The sequence below is a fragment of the Microcoleus sp. AS-A8 genome (genome assembly GCA_039962225.1).
Taxonomy (GTDB): Bacteria; Cyanobacteriota; Cyanobacteriia; order Cyanobacteriales; family Coleofasciculaceae; genus Allocoleopsis.
Genome location: JAMPKV010000029.1, coordinates 58,833 through 76,499, shown reverse-complemented (window position 1 = coordinate 76,499; position 17,667 = coordinate 58,833). Strand labels below are relative to the sequence as shown.

Here is a 17,667-nt window from a genome sequence, read left to right as displayed (position 1 = left end):
GCATCCTGATGAGACGCTTGCTCAAGCGCTCCAGTTTCACTTCAACTAAAGATTTAAGCGATCGCATTTTGGTATTTATTGAATATTTCAACCGAACCCTGGCTAAACCATTTGAGTGGAAGTACGAAGGCTACCCAAAGACGGTTTAGACTGGTGGGTTATTTCTGCCAGCCTGCACTAGGCAGGCTTTGTTTGTGTAGCCCCAGACTTCCAGTCTGTGGGTGATAAGGTGCAAGATCTGAGTTGTACGAACCACAGAGGCACAGAGTTCACAGAGTAGAGAACAAGAGGAGATAAACAGATAAAAGCGGTTATAAATGGGGATTTGGTACTAGTTGTTACACAATGGGTGACAGGTTTGCTTTGTCAAGAATATTTCAGTAATTTTCACGATGCCGCAGCCCGGAACTGAAGTGTAGCCTGAGAGCAATCTCAGTAACCCAAGGGGCAAAAAGTAATGGCAGAAATTTCAGCACAAAGTGTCGTGTTTATGGCTGGTGGCGCGGCTACTGGTGCTGGAGTATCTGCCACAGTTGGCGGGATGGGATTAGCTGGAGGGTTTGGTGCTTTTGGCATTGGTATGGCTCCAGTTACCGTGGCTGGGGCAGTTGCTGGTGCAGCGGCTTATGGCGCTTTTTGTGCGATCGCAGATGGAGATTCGGCAGCTTTCGGTGCGATCGGCATGGGTGCCTTAGGGGGTGCTGGTGTTTCCGCAACAGTTGGCGGAATGGGATTAGCTGGAGGATTTGGAGCCGTTGGCATTGGTATGGGTACAATGGCAGCGGCTGGAGGCGTCGTTGGACTTGGTGTTTATGGTTTGTACAAAGCGTTCAAACAAGAGCCAGGGCAACGAATGGCGGGCGCTATAAATGCTTTTGGGCGCATGGAAAGTAAAGTGCTGGAAATGGAGGCGTACACTCAGGCTCTTCTAGAGTTAGAACTGGAAGCGCTAGAGAGGACACTATTAGGTGATGCCGTAGAACAAAAATTTGCTACCTGGGAAATCGAGGAGGAGTTAGCACAGTTAAAGGTTAAAGTCGGGAAAAAATCTTCTGCTCATCCTGATTTTGCACCAGCAATTTCCTCTAATCCAGCCATCAACTCATCTGTAAAACCTGAAAACTCTGCCACTTATTCAGTATCCCAGGAGAGCCAATTTACGGCTCCTGAAATTGAAGCAGAAAATTTTTCTATTGAGGCTCAACCCCCTCAACCTTGGAAATGTTTACGCACGCTCAAAGGACACTCAGGCTCAGTTAATACCATCGCTATTAGCCCCGATGGACAGACGCTTGCCAGTGGGAGTCAGGATAGAACCGTTAGCCTGTGGAATCTCAAAACAGGAAAGCGGATTTTCACCTTCTTTGGGCAAGCAGGGGAGGTTTCTACTGTTGCCATTAGTCCGGATGGAAAAATGCTGGTTGCTGGTGGCTTCGATAACAAAATCAGCAGTTGGCAGATTGAGACAAGGGAACTAATGGGCAGCTTTTTTTATCTAAACTCTCCTTACAGCCATTCTGGTTTTGTTTCCTCCGTTGCCTTCAGCCGCGATCGCAGAATTCTTGCTAGTGCCAGTGGTGATAAAACTATTCGATTGTGGGGTGGGTACACTGGAGAATTTAAACGCACTCTGAATGGACATTCAGACACAATTTGGTCTATTGCTATTACTCCAGATAATCAAACTCTCGTGAGTGGTAGCGCGGACAAAACTATCAGGATTTGGTCTTTAGACCGTTTGGCACAACCCCGCATTCTTTCTGGACATAGTAGTTGGGTGACTTCTATTGCTATCAGTCCTGACGGCAATAGTTTAGCGAGTGGTAGTACAGACGGTACTATAAAATTTTGGAATCTCCACAGTGGAGAACTCCTTCGCACAATAGATAGTCAATCAACCGAGATTTTTTCCGTTGCCATGACGCCTGATGGACAAATCCTGGCTAGCGGCAGCATGAAAGAAGTTAAACTGTGGAATATTTACACGGGCGAACTCATCCAAACCCTGCCGGGGTGCAGTCCCGTTGCCTTCACTCCTGATGGACAAACTCTGATCAGTGGTGGAAACAACGGCACTATTAAGATTTGGCGTCGAATACTTGGCGGTAATGAATCTGATTCCCTATCATCTGGGGAATGGTGGAGAGTTTTGGGTGTCGATAGTGATGCTCATCCAGAGGAAGTTAAGCTGGCTTACCGTCGATTGGCACGGCAGTACCACCCTGATATCAACCCTGCTGCTAGTGCAATATCCACTATGCAGGCAATCAATAAGGCTTATGAGGAGTTTCTGAAGGAACTGAGCAAGGCTTGGCTATAGGGGAGCGATCGCTTACCCAGCGGGAGTATAACCCTTATGTACAATCTGGACATCAATTGATTGCAGAGGCGAGGCAGTAGCCAGAGTGACGAAACGAAAGAGCTTTATTGATAAATGTCTTGTCGGATAGAACCATCAAGGCTATAATTTTATTTCCCTACTCAAGGGATAAATGTTCCCCTCACCCAGCCACAAAGTCTATCGGGTTTGAGATTACAAAAAAAAGAAAGAAACAGAACTAGCGACCTAACTCTTCCATAAGCTAACGCTAGTTCTGTGATACCCATTCTATGGACAACCAAATCATAGAGTTGATTAAATTAAAAATGTTGCTATAACTCGATATTTATCAACTCTTTATGAATTTAAGAGTTATAAAAACTTATGGACGTAAACACTCATTAAGTAAGGCAATGGTAGACAATCAGGTACTTATTTGCCAGTCCCAGAAAAGTATTTAACATTTTTTAAAAAAATCATAGCTCTATAACAACGGAGATACGTTGAAACCATAAGTTAAAATCATATATTATCCTGAACAGGTTTGAGGCGTTTACCTTAATACAAGCTTTACGCGGGCACGATGACAGGAGTGCACTAGCGTCGTGGCGAAATGAAAACTGATATTGGCTAGAGTTTGAGACGCTTACGCGATCGCTACACGTCTCCTCATACCGCTTGAATCCTCATGAGCGATCGCACTGACACGATCTATACCTACTGCCACAAATTGGGAGACACATTAAATGTATAAGTCTCACCGTGGCTGAGATACTTCACCCGTCCATCCAACCCTGCTTCTTTAACCACTTGCATAAAGTCCTTAAGCGGCGACTTGAACACGGTGTAATCGTTGAAGTGGATTGGTATACGCAATCGTTAGGGTCAGTTAAAAGGGTGAATCTGGCGTAACGCCACACGACAGTAGCAGTACCGACAAAAAACAGGGAACCCCTGGCCAAGTCGGGTTTTTCCTACACCTCAGCTTAGAGGCAGCCATTCGGATGAATAACCTCTCTTCAGGCTGAGATTGAAATCGTCAAAATTTTATTATTAATCATTCTGCCTGTAGTTAGATGCAGGTATTTTTACTAATACCTTAGTATTCATTTACACTGAATCACTGGCAAACATCAATTATAGAACGGAGATGATCTGAGACTGGGGATTCTCTCCAATTAATGATGAATTTTTGTTGAATAGGAACTAAGAAATAGTAAAAAAACTTATGCTTTATCAGGCTTTAACTATATTTTGGCGAGAAACAGCTTTAAGCATTGTACTCAGAGATCAGGAGACACCCAAGCATCCTCAAGAGTGTTTCTTAAATCCCCCTTGTGGATGTTCTAATCCGGGACAAGAGCTTCAATGTGAAGACTGCCCCCATCTTGAAGCTTGTCTATCTCGCTTCAAGAGCATCCGTTCTTCCCGTAGCCTTATTAAAGTAAGTGCATCAACCCAGCATACATATGAAAATTTCTAGTTTGACCAGGGAGAATTTATGTCTATTTTGACAGAATAAGCCCTTCTATTTTGATGATTGTTCAAAGCTGTGTGAAGCCCATAGTATAACTAATTACAGCTTAAATTAACCTAACTTATTTCCTCAGATATAAGGAACAAGTAATAAGAGCCATTAACTTAAGAGTGTAGACTCGATCGCCGCCAGAAGCTTTGCTTAAGCCAAAGAGAATTATGCAAGGCTTATATGTGGCTAGAGTTATTAGATTCCTGACATGATTTGACGAGGCGATTGCCTTTTTATACTTTCCTTCTTGAGTGTTCACAACTCAAGTACATCTTGTTATGAAATTTGATTATGACCTTTTTGTGATTGGTGCCGGCTCCGGAGGTATTGCTGCTGCCAAACAGGCGGCTGGCTATGGGATTCGTGTTGCCCTCGCTGAGCAAGATTTAGTGGGGGGTACCTGTGTAATCCGAGGGTGTATCCCCGAAAAACTAATGTCCTTTGCAGCAGAGTTCTCTGAGGATTCTCATAATGCAGAGGGCTATGGCTGGAAGAAGGCTCGATGTAAATTTGATTGGCAGCAATTCATTGCTGCTAAAGAAGAAGAAATCCATCGCCTAAGTCAGGTGCATACTCAATCTCTTAAAGCAGCAGGTATTGAATTGATTAAGGGTTGCACCACCTTTCACAATCCTCATACCTTACAAGTCGGAGGACGTCATATTACGACTGACAAAATTTTGATTGCAGTGGGCGCGAAAGCTGTGAAACCCGAAATCCCCGGAATAGAATACGCCATCACCTCCCAGGAACTATTTAATCTCCCGCAGCAACCCAAAAATATTGCAATCATCGGCAGTAATTATATAGCCGTAAAATTAGCAGGGATTATGAATAATCTAGGCTCTCAAGTTACTCAGATTATTGAGGATGACCATATCCTTGAGGCTTTTGATGAAGATATTCAAATAGCTGTTCAGGAGGCTCTGATCAAGCGGGATATTCAGATTTTAAACCACAGTAAAGTAAAATCGATTCAACCTTTAGGAAATGAACTGAACTTAGTATTATCAGGAAAACAACAGAATGAATTGAGCGTAGATACGGTTCTTTATGCAACGGAACGTGTCCCTAATATCAGTAGCTTAGCTCTGGAAAAAGCAGGAATTCAGATAACTAAAGGTGCAATTGTCGTGGATGAAAATAACCGAAGTACACAGCCCAATATTTTTGCGGTTGGTGATTGTATTAATCGGCTTAATTTTACTCCGGTTGCTATTGCTCAAGGTCGAGCTTTTGCCGATACCCAATTTGGCAACAAACCCAATACTATCTGCTATGAATGTGTTCCAGTAACCGTTAGTTCTCACCCTGAGGCGGCTACTGTTGGTTTGAGTGAAGCTCAAGCTCGTGAAAAACTGGGTGACTCTGTGCGTTGTTACCGCTCCAAGTTTCGGCCTCTTTTACACAGTTTGGCTAAACGAGATGAGAAAACCCTAATTAAGTTAGTGGTTGATAGTAGCTCAGATCGGGTGCTAGGTGCTCATATGGTAGGTGAAGGGGCAATAGAGATTATTCAATGTCTTGCAATCGCTGTCCGTCTGGGCGCAACAAAGAAAGAGTTTGATGCAACCATTGGCATTCATCCTTCCGTTGCCGAAGAGTTTTTTAGTCTCCGATAGCGTGAAATACGTTACTGGATTCAGAAGATATTTCAGCCATCAGCAATCTAATCTCTGAATACTCTTTGCCTATTGAGCTTAGAGCCGATGGATGCAAGGTAAATACCCTGTACTGAAACCTAGCGCTGAATAAAGCTGTATTGGTGCTTACAGCGTCACTTAACCTTAGACAAGTCCTTAGATAGAAGCGGGTTTACTCCTTTGGTAGAAGTTGGGAAAAACAGAAGCTTCTATGCTTCTTAAGGGTGTTTGTCATTGAGAAGCATAACGACTCGTTCAGTCATGAGCACGGTCGAGCAAAACTAAACATTGGTTTCCCTAAAGGGGTACGACATGTTTGTGCAATCGCTCTTCTCAATTCAGCGGCTCAATCAGGTGAAACTACCGTTTTTTTTGTCAGATTTCCTAAAACATTTAGAAAATAAAAACAAGCATAACTATGAAATCTTTTGATGTATCCAAACTGGCTTTGGCTGGTGCTTTGGCCCTTGGTTTAACCACTATGCCATTAACAGTGCCTACTTCTGCTCAAACTAGCGGGGGTTCGGGTGGCGCAACGTCTGGCACAGGTACTGGAGCAGGAGGCACAACTTCCGGAACAGGTACTAGTACAGGCACAGGTAGTGGTTTAGGCGGTACGACGGGAACGGGTGGCACAACGTCTGGCACAGGTACTGGAGCAGGAGGCACAACTTCCGGAACAGGTACAGGCACAGGCAGTGGTTTAGGCGGCACGGGCCTAGGCACAGGCACAGGCAGTGGTTTAGGCGGCACGGGCACGGGCACGGGCACAGGCAGTGGTTTAGGCGACACGGGCACAGGCACGAGTACAGGCAGTGGCACGAGTGGCACAACTTCCGGCACCAGCGGTGGCACGAGTGGCACAACTTCCGGCACCAGCAGTGGCACGAGTGGCACAACTTCCGGCACCAGCGGTGGCACGAGTGGCACAACTTCCGGCACCAGCGGTGGCACGAGTGGCACAACTTCCGGCACTAGCGGTGGTGCGAGTGGCACAACTTCCGGTAGCAGCGGTGGCACGAGTGGTACAACTTCTGGCACCACCAGTGGCACGAGTGGCACAACTTCTGGCAGCACGACGGCTCCTGATAGCACGACTTCCGGTACCACCACAGCCCCTAGTGGCACGACTTCAGGTACAAACTCTTACCAAGACGTTAGCCCCGCTAGCCAAGAGCGCGAGTCTAATAGTTGGGGTTGGCTAGGTTTACTGGGTCTCATTGGCTTAGCCAATTTGTTCCGTAAGCCCCAACAAGAAACCGTTAGACCGAGATAAGGATGGCTAGTGATGCAACTTAAGCCCCTCGACCAGCAAGTTGTTGCTGTTGAAGGAGCTTCTCGTGGGATTGGGCGAGAAACGGTTTTTCAATTCGCTGCACGGGCTGCCAAACGGGTAGTCTCTGCTCGGAGTGAATCAGGGTTGCAGTCTCTAGTGGACGAAATCGAGCAAATGGGTGGTGAAGCGATCGCAGTACCTGCTGACCTAACCGTGTTTGAGCAGGTAAAGGCGATCGCTGCTCAAGCCGAAATCTGAAGATGCGCCGGACCATCTATTCGAGCCGCTCCCAAGCTTCGAGCATGTTTACTTTGCTGAACACTTGAAAGAACCCTGTGGCTTCTGTGATAACTGCAAAACTGGCGTCGTTGTAGAGGAAGATTCTGGCGCTAAACCGTTTCCACTCAATAGCCTTGTAAGACAGTGTGGTCTACTCAATCCGCCCGAATAAAGCAACCCAAACAATCTTTAAACGCATCTAACTTAAGTCTTTAAATATCTACTGAAGGTACGACGTAAGCCAAGCAAGAAATAGCAATCATATAACTAAGGATAGAATTGTGGCTTAGTTCTTTTAGTATTTATACCTAGGAAAGGCTTTTTTTATGTCTCCGTTTCAAGCTAAAAACCAAGCTAAACGTATCTTGGTTGTGGATGATCTAGAGGATAATTTATTTCTACTTCAAACCATTTTGACGGAAGAGGGATTTGAGGTTGACATTGCTAAAAATGGTAAATTAGCATTAGCCAAAATAGAAGCCGCGCCCCCCGATATCGTCTTAATGGATGCCATGATGCCAGGAATGAATGGCTATGAAACCACTCGGCGGATTCGGCAAAATAAAAATCTCCCATTCATGCCTATTCTGCTGATTACAGCTTATCTAGATGCTGATGCAGCTCAAGGATTAGAGTTGGGAGCCAATGACTTCATCCGTAAGCCCATTGAATATGATGAATTAATGGCAAGAATCAAAGCTTCTTTGCGCTTTAAAGAAATGATGAATTCTAATCAATAATTTCAACCCTTGCCGACTATAAAAGCTCTTGATAAGAGGAAATGGCGCTGAGGCAAAAGTCAAGTCACCGCTTCAAGGGTTTTGATTTGTAGGGGTAAGATTACCGTGAAGGTAGAACCAACTCCAACCTCTGATACCAACTCTATTTCACCTTGCATGAGTTTAACTAACTGCCAGACAATGGCTAGCCCTAATCCCGTACTATCGGGTAAGGGAGACTCATTAGTGCCAGCTTGAAAGAAGGGGTCAAAGACACGAGACTGATCTTCTGGTGCAATCCCAATTCCCGTATCAGTAATGGCAATAGACCACTGATTATCCGATAAAATCTGGCACGTTAATTGAACCGTTCCTGACTCTGTATAACGAATCGCATTACTCAGCAGATTTGTGACAATTTGCTGTAATCGTAAAGAATCTGTCAGCACTTTTTCCGGCACATGCTGGCAATCAATTATTAGATGTATCCCTTTGGCACTAGCCGAAGGCTCCAACATTTCAACCACATCCTTGATTAAAGATTGTACATCTGTTGCCACGAGTTGCAGTTTCATCTTCCCTGCGGAATACCGGGAGATTTCCAAGGAATCGTTAATCAGGCGAAGTAATTGTCTGCCATTGCGTACCACTCGTTCAATGTGTTCCAGGGTGGGCAAGCTTTCTCGAACTTCAGTATTCTTTCGGGCAGAACGCAAAAACAGTTCCGAGTAACCAATAATAGAATTCAGAGGGTTTTTTAGTTCGTGGGCGAGTTGAGAGAGATTGTCCTGATTAGCTTTTACCAAGCGAGTTAATTCCTGATTGGTTAGCTCGGCTGACGAGCGTAGCTGGTGAAGTTCGTGTAATCGCTCCTCAACATAACTTTTGAAACATTGGGCAATGGCTTCGTCGATCATCGCATCAATCACACTATAAACTCGTATGACTTCCCGAACCGTACTCTCTAAGAGATCTGCCTCTAATGAAGAAAAGATAACCCGGCGCAGTAAACGATATTCCCGCGCAATTTCTGTCGGAGTGAAACCTTGGGTAGCTCGCAGAACACCATGTTCCAAACTTGTCTGTACTATCGATTGAACATCACTGTCTTGGTATTGGGAAAGCACCGTTGCTGTCGCCATGAGAACATCGGGAAGATGATTTTGTATAGCTAAGTGTGGTAATTTGTCAGAACTTGAAATCTGCCTATCAACACGAACGGCTTCAACCCAGCGATTGGTAATTGTGTCGATTTTTTCAAGAAGCAATTGACTAAAATTCATTGGGTTGGATTAGGGGAGGAGTAGGTTGGAAAACCCCCGTAGGCAACATTCTAGTTGAGCCAATGCCAAGTTAAGCCAGTTAATGTGTATCTTGCTGGCGCATAATTTGCACTCGATTCCTGAGTTTATTGTCTGTTGAGGAATTTTGTATTCCAGGCTACGAATGAACTTAAGATTCAGCCTTGCTCTGGGGATGATTAGCAACAGTACAACGTTCCCCGCCTCAGAAAACACCGGATCAACCGTTCAGGTTGGTCATGCTAAGGCGGGAGGCAGTAAATTGTATAATTTAACACAAAATAATATGCAAATGGTATTTCTGGATACAGATTTACGGCGATTTGATGTCCATTCCTGGGGGTGAAGTTATCCCAAAGCCTTAGGGGTTATTCTGACTTGTGCTAGCTCATTGAAGAGAAGCCATTATGATTCAGTCATCCCGGTATTCTATAGATGTGATCCAAAAACAAGCCCGTCGCCTTGTGCAGAGGAATGTGATTAGTCGTCAACAATGCATCTATGTTCTTTGCCAGTATATTCCAGCCAGCGAATGGGCTGGTGTTGAGTTTGAGTTAGAAGAACACGCTTTTCTCCTCAGAGATCGGATTGCCGATTTAATCGGCGAGGAAGAATGGCGCAACGATTGAACATTAGGTGAAAAGAACAAAGGAAATTCACGAACTTAAGCCATAGGCGAATCGGGAGGGTGCACCTAGATTTGGCAAAAATACAAGAGGCGATCGCCAATCAGTTCGTGGCAGAATGCTCATCAGCCTGCTTCTTTTGTACATCATTTCCCGAACACGATCGCCTTTCGCTTGCCGCGCTCCAATCTTGGCCTTATTTGAGGCTCTCAACTTCATCAATAAAGTCAGAGATAATCGCTGCAAACTTCTCTGGACGAAACATACTTAATTCATGGTATTCTCCTTCCACAACAACGAGCCGCGAACCTTTGATTCCTTGCGCTAGCTCTTGACCCAACTTGAGCGGGATAAAACAATCTTTTTCTCCCCACATCACTAAACAAGGAGACTCGATGTTTGAGAGCAGAGGTCTTAAGTCTTCATTGAGCGAAATCAAGGCTGTCTGGAACACATTTTGAGGTCTGAAAAACCAGTTATAAGTTGAGGATTGCCACATCTCGATCAAAGCCCCCATCTTGATTGAACCCAATTGAGCTGGGAGTTCAATTGACCTTCGCAGCAAGACTTCTGGCAAAGAACCCAACGGGATACCTGTACTATCTACTACGGCAAGACTGCTGACAAGGGACGGCATTGAGGCCGCCATCGCTATGGCGATCGCTCCTCCGATAGAATGTCCTACTAAATGAACTTTTTGAATATTTAAACGATTGACAAAAGAAACGATGCAATTAGCATAATCCTGATAATTTTTCAGAAATGTTGGACTAGTTGATTTGCAAAAACCGGGTAAATCGGGTGCAATGACCTGATAACGCTGAGATAACGCCTCTAAGCTTTCTCCATAAGTTTCAACAGATACACCCCATCCCGGTAAAAAAAGTATGGGAGCTGAGTTAGAAACGATACCTCCTTCCTGATAGTAAATTGTAAAATTATTGACATCGATGTGCTTTTCCCTGAGTTGATTCACCACTTTATCCCTTTTGCGAGAGCAACTGGAAATTTTGCCAAAAAGCTAAATATAAACTTTCGCTCACAAGATTTCTGACTGTAATTTTATAAAGCATCACTACATCCTTCTTTAGCTAGAAATTGAGCCAAAGCCTAGGGTTTATTTAACTTGATAATTTCTTAGCCAGAAAAACTCCCAAATTATAAGATATTGATAAGGGCTATTGCCTATTATTACAGAGATAGATATTGCCCCTATTCTATTGAGAAAAACAATGTCTGGTCACGACATCATTGTTATAGGAGCCTCCGCCGGGGGAGTGGAAACTCTCTCTCAACTCGTCCGTGATTTGCCCAAAGATCTACCAGCAGCGATCTTCATCGTCGTTCACTTTCCCAGGTGGAGTAAAAGTGTTCTGCCGGACATCCTGAACCGCAAGGGCGATTTGCTCGCCGCTCATGCGACAGACAGTGAGGTAATTGTGCCGGGACGTATCTACGTAGCACCACCGGATTACCACTTAGTCGTCAAACGTGGCTACATCCGCTTAGTGCAGGGGCCGATGGAGAACAGTTGTCGTCCAGCCGTCGATCCCCTGTTTCGCACAGCAGCGAAGGCTTATGGACGGCGGGTGATTGGTGTGATTTTGTCAGGCACCCTGGATGATGGTACAGCGGGGCTGATGGATGTGAAGCACTATGGCGGTGTGGCTGTTGTACAAGACCCCAAGGATGCCCTGTTTAGCGGGATGCCTAGCAGTGCTAAGGAAAATGTAGAAGTTGACTATGTCCTGCCCCTATCTTTAATCGCCCCGACTTTAATACAGCTAGCCCATGAACCAGTCGTTAAGGAAGAAGCAAAGACGGTGTCTAGTGAAAGTGAGATGGAAATGGAACCTGACGTTGTTGAGTTGGATGGGGCTGCGATGCGAAGCCGTGGGAAGCCTGGGACACCTTCAAACTTTACCTGTCCAGACTGTGGCGGTACCTTGTACCAACTGCATGAAAGAGAGTTGCTCCAGTTCCGCTGTCGCGTGGGGCACGCCTTCTCAGTGGCTAATTTACTGGCAAACCAGTCTGAGGCTCAAGAAGAGGCGCTATGGACAGCGATTCGTTCTCTCGAAGAGCGCGGAGAACTCATGCGTCAGATGGCAACCAAGGCGCGTGAAGGCCATCGCACTCTCTCAGCCCAACGTTTTGAAGCGCAGGCGGTGGAAGCCTTACAGAATGCTGACCTGATCCGGCAAGCACTTTATCAAGGGCAATTGCCTGCTACACAAGAACCAGCCGCGACGCAGGTAGAGACAGAGGGTGTAGACCCTAATTCACCACCTCATCCCCTGACTACTTCACCCTTAAAAGTCGTGGTGTTGGCCGCGTCTACGGGTGGGTTGAAGGTATTAAGTCAGATTCTGCCTGCCTTACCGCCGAACTTTCCTGCCGCGATCATCGTGGTGCAGCAGTTAGAAACTCGCTCTTCTGGTCGCTGGATGACTGATATCGTCAACTACCCCAATATCATGCCACTCCAGTATGCCCAAGAAGGAGATGGCTTACGAGCGGGGATCATCTATATCGCTCCTCCTCAGAAACACCTGCTGATTAATCCGAACGGGACATTCTCCTTGTCTCAGGTGGCTTTTGTGGACTTTTCACCTCCCCCCTCAGTTGACTTGCTGTTGCAGTCAGTCGCCGCTAGTTTCAAAGAACGTGCGATCGCTGTTATTCTCACGGGTACGGGTAACGATGGAGCGTCGGGGGCGCAGGCCATTCATAATATGGGTGGTAAGGTCATTGCTCAGGATGAAAGTACGTCCGAGTTCTTTGAAATGCCATCTGCCACGATTCAAACGGGAAAGGTCGATTTGGTTGTGCCCAGCAATGCGATCGCCTCTGCCCTCGTCAACCTAGTGATGTCACAGGTAGCCCTCTAAACAGCCTTGAGTCATGCTACCTCTGAGGCAGATAATGAGTCATGATTTAGAAGGAAAAATATAGAAATTTAGGAGTTGAACTATATCTGAATCGCTCAGATTTATAAAGTTTTGTTTCCCTTCATTTCTATTAACCATTCGGTGACTATGGCTCAACCTAATACGGCAACAACGTTGTATAAAAATCAGCTACTCAAATGCCCAACTGGAATTCAAGGGTTGGACGAAATCACGGCTGGTGGATTGCCCCTTGGGCGTCCGACACTCGTTTGTGGCACAGCCGGTTGTGGCAAAACTTTAATGGGAATGGAATTTCTCATCCGTGGCGCACTTGAGTATGGTGAACCGGGCGTGTTCATGGCGTTTGAAGAAACGGCTGAAGAACTAACCCAAAACGTTGCTTCCCTAGGTTGGGATTTAGAGCAGTTGACCGCTGAAGAAAAAATTTCCATTGACTACGTTCACATTGACCCAAACGAGATTGAAGAAACTGGCGAATATAGTCTAGAAGCTTTATTCATTCGGCTGAGCTATGCAATTGATGCCATCAAAGCCAAGCGAGTGGTTTTAGATACGGTTGAAGTCCTGTTTGCCGGTCTATCCAATGCCTCCATTGTGCGGGCAGAACTACGGCGGTTGTTTCGCTGGCTGAAAACCAAAGGCGTGACAGCAATCATCACGAGTGAAAAGGGCGAGAACTCGCTAACCCGTCATGGCTTAGAGGAGTATGTGTCTGATTGTGTGATCCGGCTGGAGCAACGCATCCAGGACGAAGTTTCCACGCGACGCTTGCAAATTGTCAAGTATCGGGGTTCAGCTCACAGCTCGAATGAATATCCATTTTTAATTGATCAAAATGGGATTTCCGTTTTACCGATTACCTCGGTGGGATTAGATCATGACATATCCACGGAACGGGTCTCAACCGGCATCGAGCGCCTCGACACCATGCTGGGCGGGAAAGGATATTTTCGAGGGAGCAGTATTCTGCTCACAGGCACGGCAGGAACTGGCAAAAGCACCCTTGCCGCCCATTTTGCCCAAGCGACTTGCCTGCGAGGCGAACGTTGCCTTTATTTGGCCTTCGAGGAAGCGCCGCAGCAGATTCTGCGTAATATGAGTTCGATTGGTTTGGACTTAGAGCCATTTGTCAACCAAGGACTCCTGCGGTTCCAAGCGACACGTCCTACGGCGTATGGTTTAGAAATGCACTTGGCGAAAATCCACCATTGGCTAACCGAGTTTCAACCCTCTGTCGTGATTATTGACCCGATGAGTAATCTACATTTGGGTGGTAACATGACGCAGGCCAAAGGCTTTCTCTTCCGCCTCATTGATTTTCTCAAATCCCAGCAAATCACCGTACTGTTTACCAATCTGACGGGGGGGAATAGTGCGCTTGAGCATACCGAAATGGGAGTTTCATCCTTAATGGATACCTGGCTGGAGGTGCGTATCCAAGAAGGGAATGGGGAGCGCAACCGAGTGCTGTTTGTCCTAAAATCGCGCGGAATGGCACACTCCAATCAGATGCGGGAATTTCGGATGACTCCGCAGGGAATAGAGTTGTTTGATGTTTATTTAGGGTCAGAAAAGGTGCTGACGGGTGCTGCACGAGTGATTCAAGAGACCAAGGAAAAAGCCGCTAGATGGAGCCGTCAACAGGAGTTTGAACGGAAGCGACGTGAGCTGGAACGAAAGAAAGCGCTCGCCCAATCTCAAATTGCCGCTTTGCAGGCTCAGATGGAGACGGAGGCGGAAGAGTTGGAAGTGATGATTCAGCAAGAGGAAGTGCAGCAGAACCTTTCACTCCAAGACCGAACAACTATCGCGCAACTGCGTAAGGCGGATCAGGCTGACGGTCTTTGGAGTTAAAACGAACAAACAACAGCAAGAATGAAAATTTTTTGGTTTGAGTGTAACTAACCTCACACTCATCCGGAAAACGTTAAAGGAGGACAGAATGGAAGTCCAAGAGAATAGCGAGCAGATACAACCAGAAGTTTGGGAATTACGGCTGTATGTAGCTGGTCAAACACCTAAATCGATTCAGGCGTTTTCCAACCTGAAAAAAATCTGTGAAGAATACCTGCACGGTCAATATCGGATTGAAGTGATTGACCTTTTGGAAAATCCCAAGCTAGCTAAACAAGACCAAATTGTGGCTCTTCCTACGTTGGTCCGAAAACTGCCTGAACCTATCAAGACAATTATTGGAGATTTATCGAATAAGGAAAAACTTCTGCTGGGATTTAATGTGCAAAAAATAGAGGGATGGACAAGTCATCCCGATGAGAAACAATAAATTCTAGGGAAAGTGAATTTTCGGTATTTTGTCACCGAAATGCAATGAAGATGGTGTATTAATGAAGCCAGAAAATACTTAAGCCTTGTGATATTAGTTCCAATTACCAATCATAGTAAAGGCCGACCAATAATAAGGATGAGAAAGGTTCATATTCTGACGAACTCCAACCTCCGGGGAAAGGGGGAACAGCTTTTCCTCATCGAGTTGTAACTGTCGATCTTCAAGTCGAACTTGCCCTTTAATCATGGCTAATTGAGCCTGTTGCAGGGCTTCACTTTTTATCGGTGCAGTTTTTAACTGCTCATAAAACTTAGTCATTAGTGCTAAAGACCCTTCATCGCTGACATACCAAAGGCTACCCAATGCCGTTTTTACACCCGTTTGAATCGTTAAACCCGCAAATCCTAATTCAGCTTCCTGATCTCCTAAGGCTGTTTTACACGCACTCAGTACCATCAACTCTACTTTAGGGTCTTGCTCCCATTGCAATTTCTGCGACAATTGCCGTAATTCATCGAACCGGAGTTTGGCATTCCAAAACTGAATATAAGAGTGATGAATTGCTCCGGGTTTAAATTCTGCATGGGTCGCAATATGGATAATTCCAAAGCGATCTTGACTACTCAAAGCTTGAAAGTTATTAATCGTTGATTGTTCATTCAGCAATTTTTGACCCGACCAAATATTATTGGTCAAGAGCGAGACTTCCGTTGCTACAGCGGGTAAGGGAGCTTTCCCTTGTGTGCTTTTTGATATTCCGACTGCCAGCATTGACTGATTTAAAATGGAGAAATAGCGAGTATCTGTCAGGCTAAAACTCGGAATGATAGAGACACTATACTTCTCCACCAAAAACCGTCTACCATCATAAAGAGCCGCTATGGGGATAGAGCGTAAGCCAGAATCCATGGACAAAACTAAGGCATCTATCTCATTAGTTTCTAGTAGGGATTCTAAAGGAGCAATAATCCACTGATAAAGTTTTTGAGCAGAAGATTTGTATGCAGTTGATTGGCCGCGATTCATTACTTGAGAGCGAAACTCTTGGGCTGTTTTTTTCAGAATATCACTGTTAGCTTCCGGGATAATTTTACGAACGGGTGGATGGTTGGCAAAAATAAGTATAAGTTGCAGTTGATCTTTTAGAGAAACCACATAAATGACGGCTGATTTTCTGCCTCTTCGGCGATACAGGTCATCTAAAGTGTGAGAAATTTCTTGAGCCGTAGCTACTTCTCCGAAGAAGTTGATACCGAGATGTTGTCCAAACTCTACTGCTTGGGCTTCTTCAAAGAGATTAATGGCTTCGTTAATTCCAGCCGTTTCAAAGTTGCTATCAAAAGCTTTGCGGTCAATTTTGACGGCTGCATTGTTGGCAGAATTATTATTATTGTTATTATTATTATTGTTATTATTAATGGGAATTATGATTTCTTGGGGGTCATTTCCCGTAGTATCCGATTGATTCATGAATTCTTGAGGATCGGGTCCTGTCGTATCGGATTGATTGCCAGTTTGAGCCTGGACAGATTCTAAATAAATTACCAAAAACCAACCCAAGAAAAAGATAATTATCAGAGAACGAATAGATTTCATAAAAATTGACTCTATTGGAATTAAATTTACCGCTGAGCCGAATGTCTCTTTGAGCCAAAACTTGCCATGAAGCCAGTAACCACTAATCAAAAAGAAATCCCATAACCAATACCCAAAATAAATCGACTGCCGTCCCCTGCCTTCCCCGTAATATCGGTTATGGCTGGGGTAACCACTAAGGGAACATCTCGAAAAGGAGCAATAGATAATCCGAGGCTTAAATCTTGACCTGACCATTCTGCGATCGCACTGATGGGTTCAGCTACTCGGACGGCCACACTCCCAAAAATTCCAACTGAATTACGATCTTCGCTAATATCTAATTCTGAACGAAATTGCCCACTGCCCACACCCGCAGAAACAAAAAGTTGGCTAAACAGCTGTTGTACATCCTCCTGCAAACTAAACTTTTTGGTCACAACCCCGTAATACCCAGTTGCACTATCCGTGGCACCAAATCGAATCACATTCTTGACTCCCACAGCCACAGCCAAATCCTCAGGAAGACGGCGATGTAATTTGAGGCTAACACTCCCATCTTCAGCCGTATTCCCTATCAAATCCACAAAGGTCAATCCGATATCTAACCCCACCGTTTTTTGGGCATCTCCCAAACCCAAGCCAATTCCCACTACTCCATCCGCTTTTTCGGTAAAGCGAGTCCGAGATTGCAACCCCACACCGATAGAAGCACTGCCCCAGGACTGCCCATAAGCTGAAGGAGTGAGGATAGAAATACCGGGAGCTGAAGCTGCTTTACGAGCGTTGGGTTGCACGGATTCCAACGGTAAATTTTGGGGTTTAAACGGCTGCTCATCGCGTCTAGAGGGTTCTGTATTTAACCTAGGTTTAGTACCCCCTTGAGTGAGAGATTGAGCAATGGTGGATTTTTCAACAATCGACTTAGCCAATACCCCAGAGATGTACCGTAAATCTTCAACATCTGTTGCCGAGACAGGCAATTGATCTGGATAAATGAGGGTGTTGGGTAGTGACGTTTCCAGAGGAATAGGGGATGGCGACAATCTAGCATCGCTATCACTAATTTGAAAAACTATAGCTGGAGGAAATACAGCTAAAAAAGAAATCATAAATATTTAAAATTTTCTTGAGTCCTAGTATTATCCTTCAAGAATATGGCAACGCTTAGGTATCCACCTACTCAGAAGCCAAAAACCTG

General features: G+C 45.3%; 15 protein-coding genes. 10 read left to right on the top strand and 5 right to left on the bottom strand.

The features are described 5' to 3' along the window. Positions 1–457: 457 nt before the first annotated feature. Positions 458–2,320 carry a DnaJ domain-containing protein gene (locus NDI48_28075; GenBank protein ID MEP0835026.1) on the top strand — a complete coding sequence of 621 codons (1,863 nt, stop codon included), beginning with the start codon at positions 458–460 and terminating at the stop codon, positions 2,318–2,320. A gap of 717 nt (positions 2,321–3,037) precedes the next feature. On the opposite strand, the gene NDI48_28070 is transcribed toward NDI48_28075, so the two are convergent. Then, positions 3,038–3,196: a hypothetical protein gene (locus NDI48_28070; GenBank protein ID MEP0835025.1), complete on the bottom strand. Its 159-nt coding sequence runs from the start codon at positions 3,194–3,196 to the stop codon at positions 3,038–3,040. Between the two features lie 930 nt (positions 3,197–4,126). Here NDI48_28070 and gorA point away from each other — a divergent pair. The 4 genes from gorA (at position 4,127) to NDI48_28050 (ending at position 7,786) form a co-directional block, all read left to right on the top strand. Then, positions 4,127–5,470, top strand: coding sequence for a glutathione-disulfide reductase (gorA, locus tag NDI48_28065; GenBank protein ID MEP0835024.1), 1,344 nt, complete (start codon positions 4,127–4,129; stop codon positions 5,468–5,470). Positions 5,471–5,909: 439 nt separating this feature from the next. Beyond that, positions 5,910–6,767, top strand: coding sequence for a WGxxGxxG-CTERM domain-containing protein (locus NDI48_28060; GenBank protein ID MEP0835023.1), 858 nt, complete (start codon positions 5,910–5,912; stop codon positions 6,765–6,767). Positions 6,768–6,779: 12 nt separating this feature from the next. After that, complete coding sequence (locus tag NDI48_28055) at positions 6,780–7,025, top strand: SDR family NAD(P)-dependent oxidoreductase (protein ID MEP0835022.1); 246 nt, start codon at positions 6,780–6,782, stop codon at positions 7,023–7,025. 347 nt (positions 7,026–7,372) lie between these two features. Then, positions 7,373–7,786 (top strand): response regulator, encoded by a 414-nt coding sequence (locus tag NDI48_28050; protein ID MEP0835021.1) that lies wholly within the window; start codon positions 7,373–7,375, stop codon positions 7,784–7,786. A 59-nt stretch (positions 7,787–7,845) separates the two neighbouring features. Here the strand turns inward: NDI48_28050 and NDI48_28045 are convergent, their stop codons facing one another. Further along, a complete protein-coding gene (locus NDI48_28045; GenBank protein ID MEP0835020.1) occupies positions 7,846–9,048 on the bottom strand; it encodes a HAMP domain-containing histidine kinase in 1,203 nt (400 codons plus the stop codon). Positions 9,049–9,211: 163 nt separating this feature from the next. On the opposite strand from NDI48_28045, the gene NDI48_28040 reads away from it, so the two are divergent. Both NDI48_28040 and NDI48_28035 read left to right on the top strand, forming a co-directional pair. Further along, positions 9,212–9,412 (top strand): hypothetical protein, encoded by a 201-nt coding sequence (locus NDI48_28040; protein MEP0835019.1) that lies wholly within the window; start codon positions 9,212–9,214, stop codon positions 9,410–9,412. Positions 9,413–9,473: 61 nt separating this feature from the next. After that, positions 9,474–9,695 (top strand): DUF4327 family protein, encoded by a 222-nt coding sequence (locus NDI48_28035; protein ID MEP0835018.1) that lies wholly within the window; start codon positions 9,474–9,476, stop codon positions 9,693–9,695. A 193-nt stretch (positions 9,696–9,888) separates the two neighbouring features. On the opposite strand, the gene NDI48_28030 is transcribed toward NDI48_28035, so the two are convergent. Further along, positions 9,889–10,668 (bottom strand): alpha/beta hydrolase, encoded by a 780-nt coding sequence (locus NDI48_28030; protein MEP0835017.1) that lies wholly within the window; start codon positions 10,666–10,668, stop codon positions 9,889–9,891. A 256-nt stretch (positions 10,669–10,924) separates the two neighbouring features. Here NDI48_28030 and NDI48_28025 point away from each other — a divergent pair, with 256 nt between their 5' ends. The 3 genes from NDI48_28025 to NDI48_28015 all read left to right on the top strand — a co-directional run bounded on the left by NDI48_28025 (position 10,925) and on the right by NDI48_28015 (position 14,888). Continuing rightward, entirely contained in the window at positions 10,925–12,583 is a 1,659-nt protein-coding gene (locus NDI48_28025) for a chemotaxis protein CheB (GenBank protein MEP0835016.1), read from the top strand. Positions 12,584–12,730: 147 nt separating this feature from the next. Continuing rightward, positions 12,731–14,458: a circadian clock protein KaiC gene (gene kaiC / locus NDI48_28020; GenBank protein MEP0835015.1), complete on the top strand. Its 1,728-nt coding sequence runs from the start codon at positions 12,731–12,733 to the stop codon at positions 14,456–14,458. Positions 14,459–14,546: 88 nt separating this feature from the next. Then, positions 14,547–14,888 (top strand): circadian clock KaiB family protein, encoded by a 342-nt coding sequence (locus NDI48_28015; GenBank protein ID MEP0835014.1) that lies wholly within the window; start codon positions 14,547–14,549, stop codon positions 14,886–14,888. A 93-nt stretch (positions 14,889–14,981) separates the two neighbouring features. On the opposite strand, the gene NDI48_28010 is transcribed toward NDI48_28015, so the two are convergent. Beyond that, a complete protein-coding gene (locus NDI48_28010) occupies positions 14,982–16,487 on the bottom strand; it encodes a CHAT domain-containing protein (protein MEP0835013.1) in 1,506 nt (501 codons plus the stop codon). A gap of 86 nt (positions 16,488–16,573) precedes the next feature. Continuing rightward, the gene (locus NDI48_28005) at positions 16,574–17,578 is read right to left on the bottom strand and encodes a hypothetical protein (GenBank protein MEP0835012.1); all 1,005 of its coding nucleotides are present in this window, start codon (positions 17,576–17,578) and stop codon (positions 16,574–16,576) included. Positions 17,579–17,667: the final 89 nt, after the last annotated feature.

Bases quoted from the DNA above. Each gene is read 5' to 3' on its own strand.
- NDI48_28075 (MEP0835026.1), top strand. From the start codon at position 458: ATGGCAGAAATTTCAGCACAAAGTGTCGTGTTTATGGCTGGTGGCGCG.
- gorA (MEP0835024.1), top strand. From the start codon at position 4,127: ATGAAATTTGATTATGACCTTTTTGTGATTGGTGCCGGCTCCGGAGGT.
- NDI48_28060 (MEP0835023.1), top strand. From the start codon at position 5,910: ATGAAATCTTTTGATGTATCCAAACTGGCTTTGGCTGGTGCTTTGGCC.
- NDI48_28055 (MEP0835022.1), top strand. From the start codon at position 6,780: ATGCAACTTAAGCCCCTCGACCAGCAAGTTGTTGCTGTTGAAGGAGCT.
- NDI48_28050 (MEP0835021.1), top strand. From the start codon at position 7,373: ATGTCTCCGTTTCAAGCTAAAAACCAAGCTAAACGTATCTTGGTTGTG.
- NDI48_28045 (MEP0835020.1), bottom strand. From the start codon at position 9,048: ATGAATTTTAGTCAATTGCTTCTTGAAAAAATCGACACAATTACCAAT.
- NDI48_28040 (MEP0835019.1), top strand. From the start codon at position 9,212: ATGAACTTAAGATTCAGCCTTGCTCTGGGGATGATTAGCAACAGTACA.
- NDI48_28035 (MEP0835018.1), top strand. From the start codon at position 9,474: ATGATTCAGTCATCCCGGTATTCTATAGATGTGATCCAAAAACAAGCC.
- NDI48_28025 (MEP0835016.1), top strand. From the start codon at position 10,925: ATGTCTGGTCACGACATCATTGTTATAGGAGCCTCCGCCGGGGGAGTG.
- kaiC (MEP0835015.1), top strand. From the start codon at position 12,731: ATGGCTCAACCTAATACGGCAACAACGTTGTATAAAAATCAGCTACTC.
- NDI48_28015 (MEP0835014.1), top strand. From the start codon at position 14,547: ATGGAAGTCCAAGAGAATAGCGAGCAGATACAACCAGAAGTTTGGGAA.
- NDI48_28010 (MEP0835013.1), bottom strand. From the start codon at position 16,487: ATGAAATCTATTCGTTCTCTGATAATTATCTTTTTCTTGGGTTGGTTT.
- NDI48_28005 (MEP0835012.1), bottom strand. From the start codon at position 17,578: ATGATTTCTTTTTTAGCTGTATTTCCTCCAGCTATAGTTTTTCAAATT.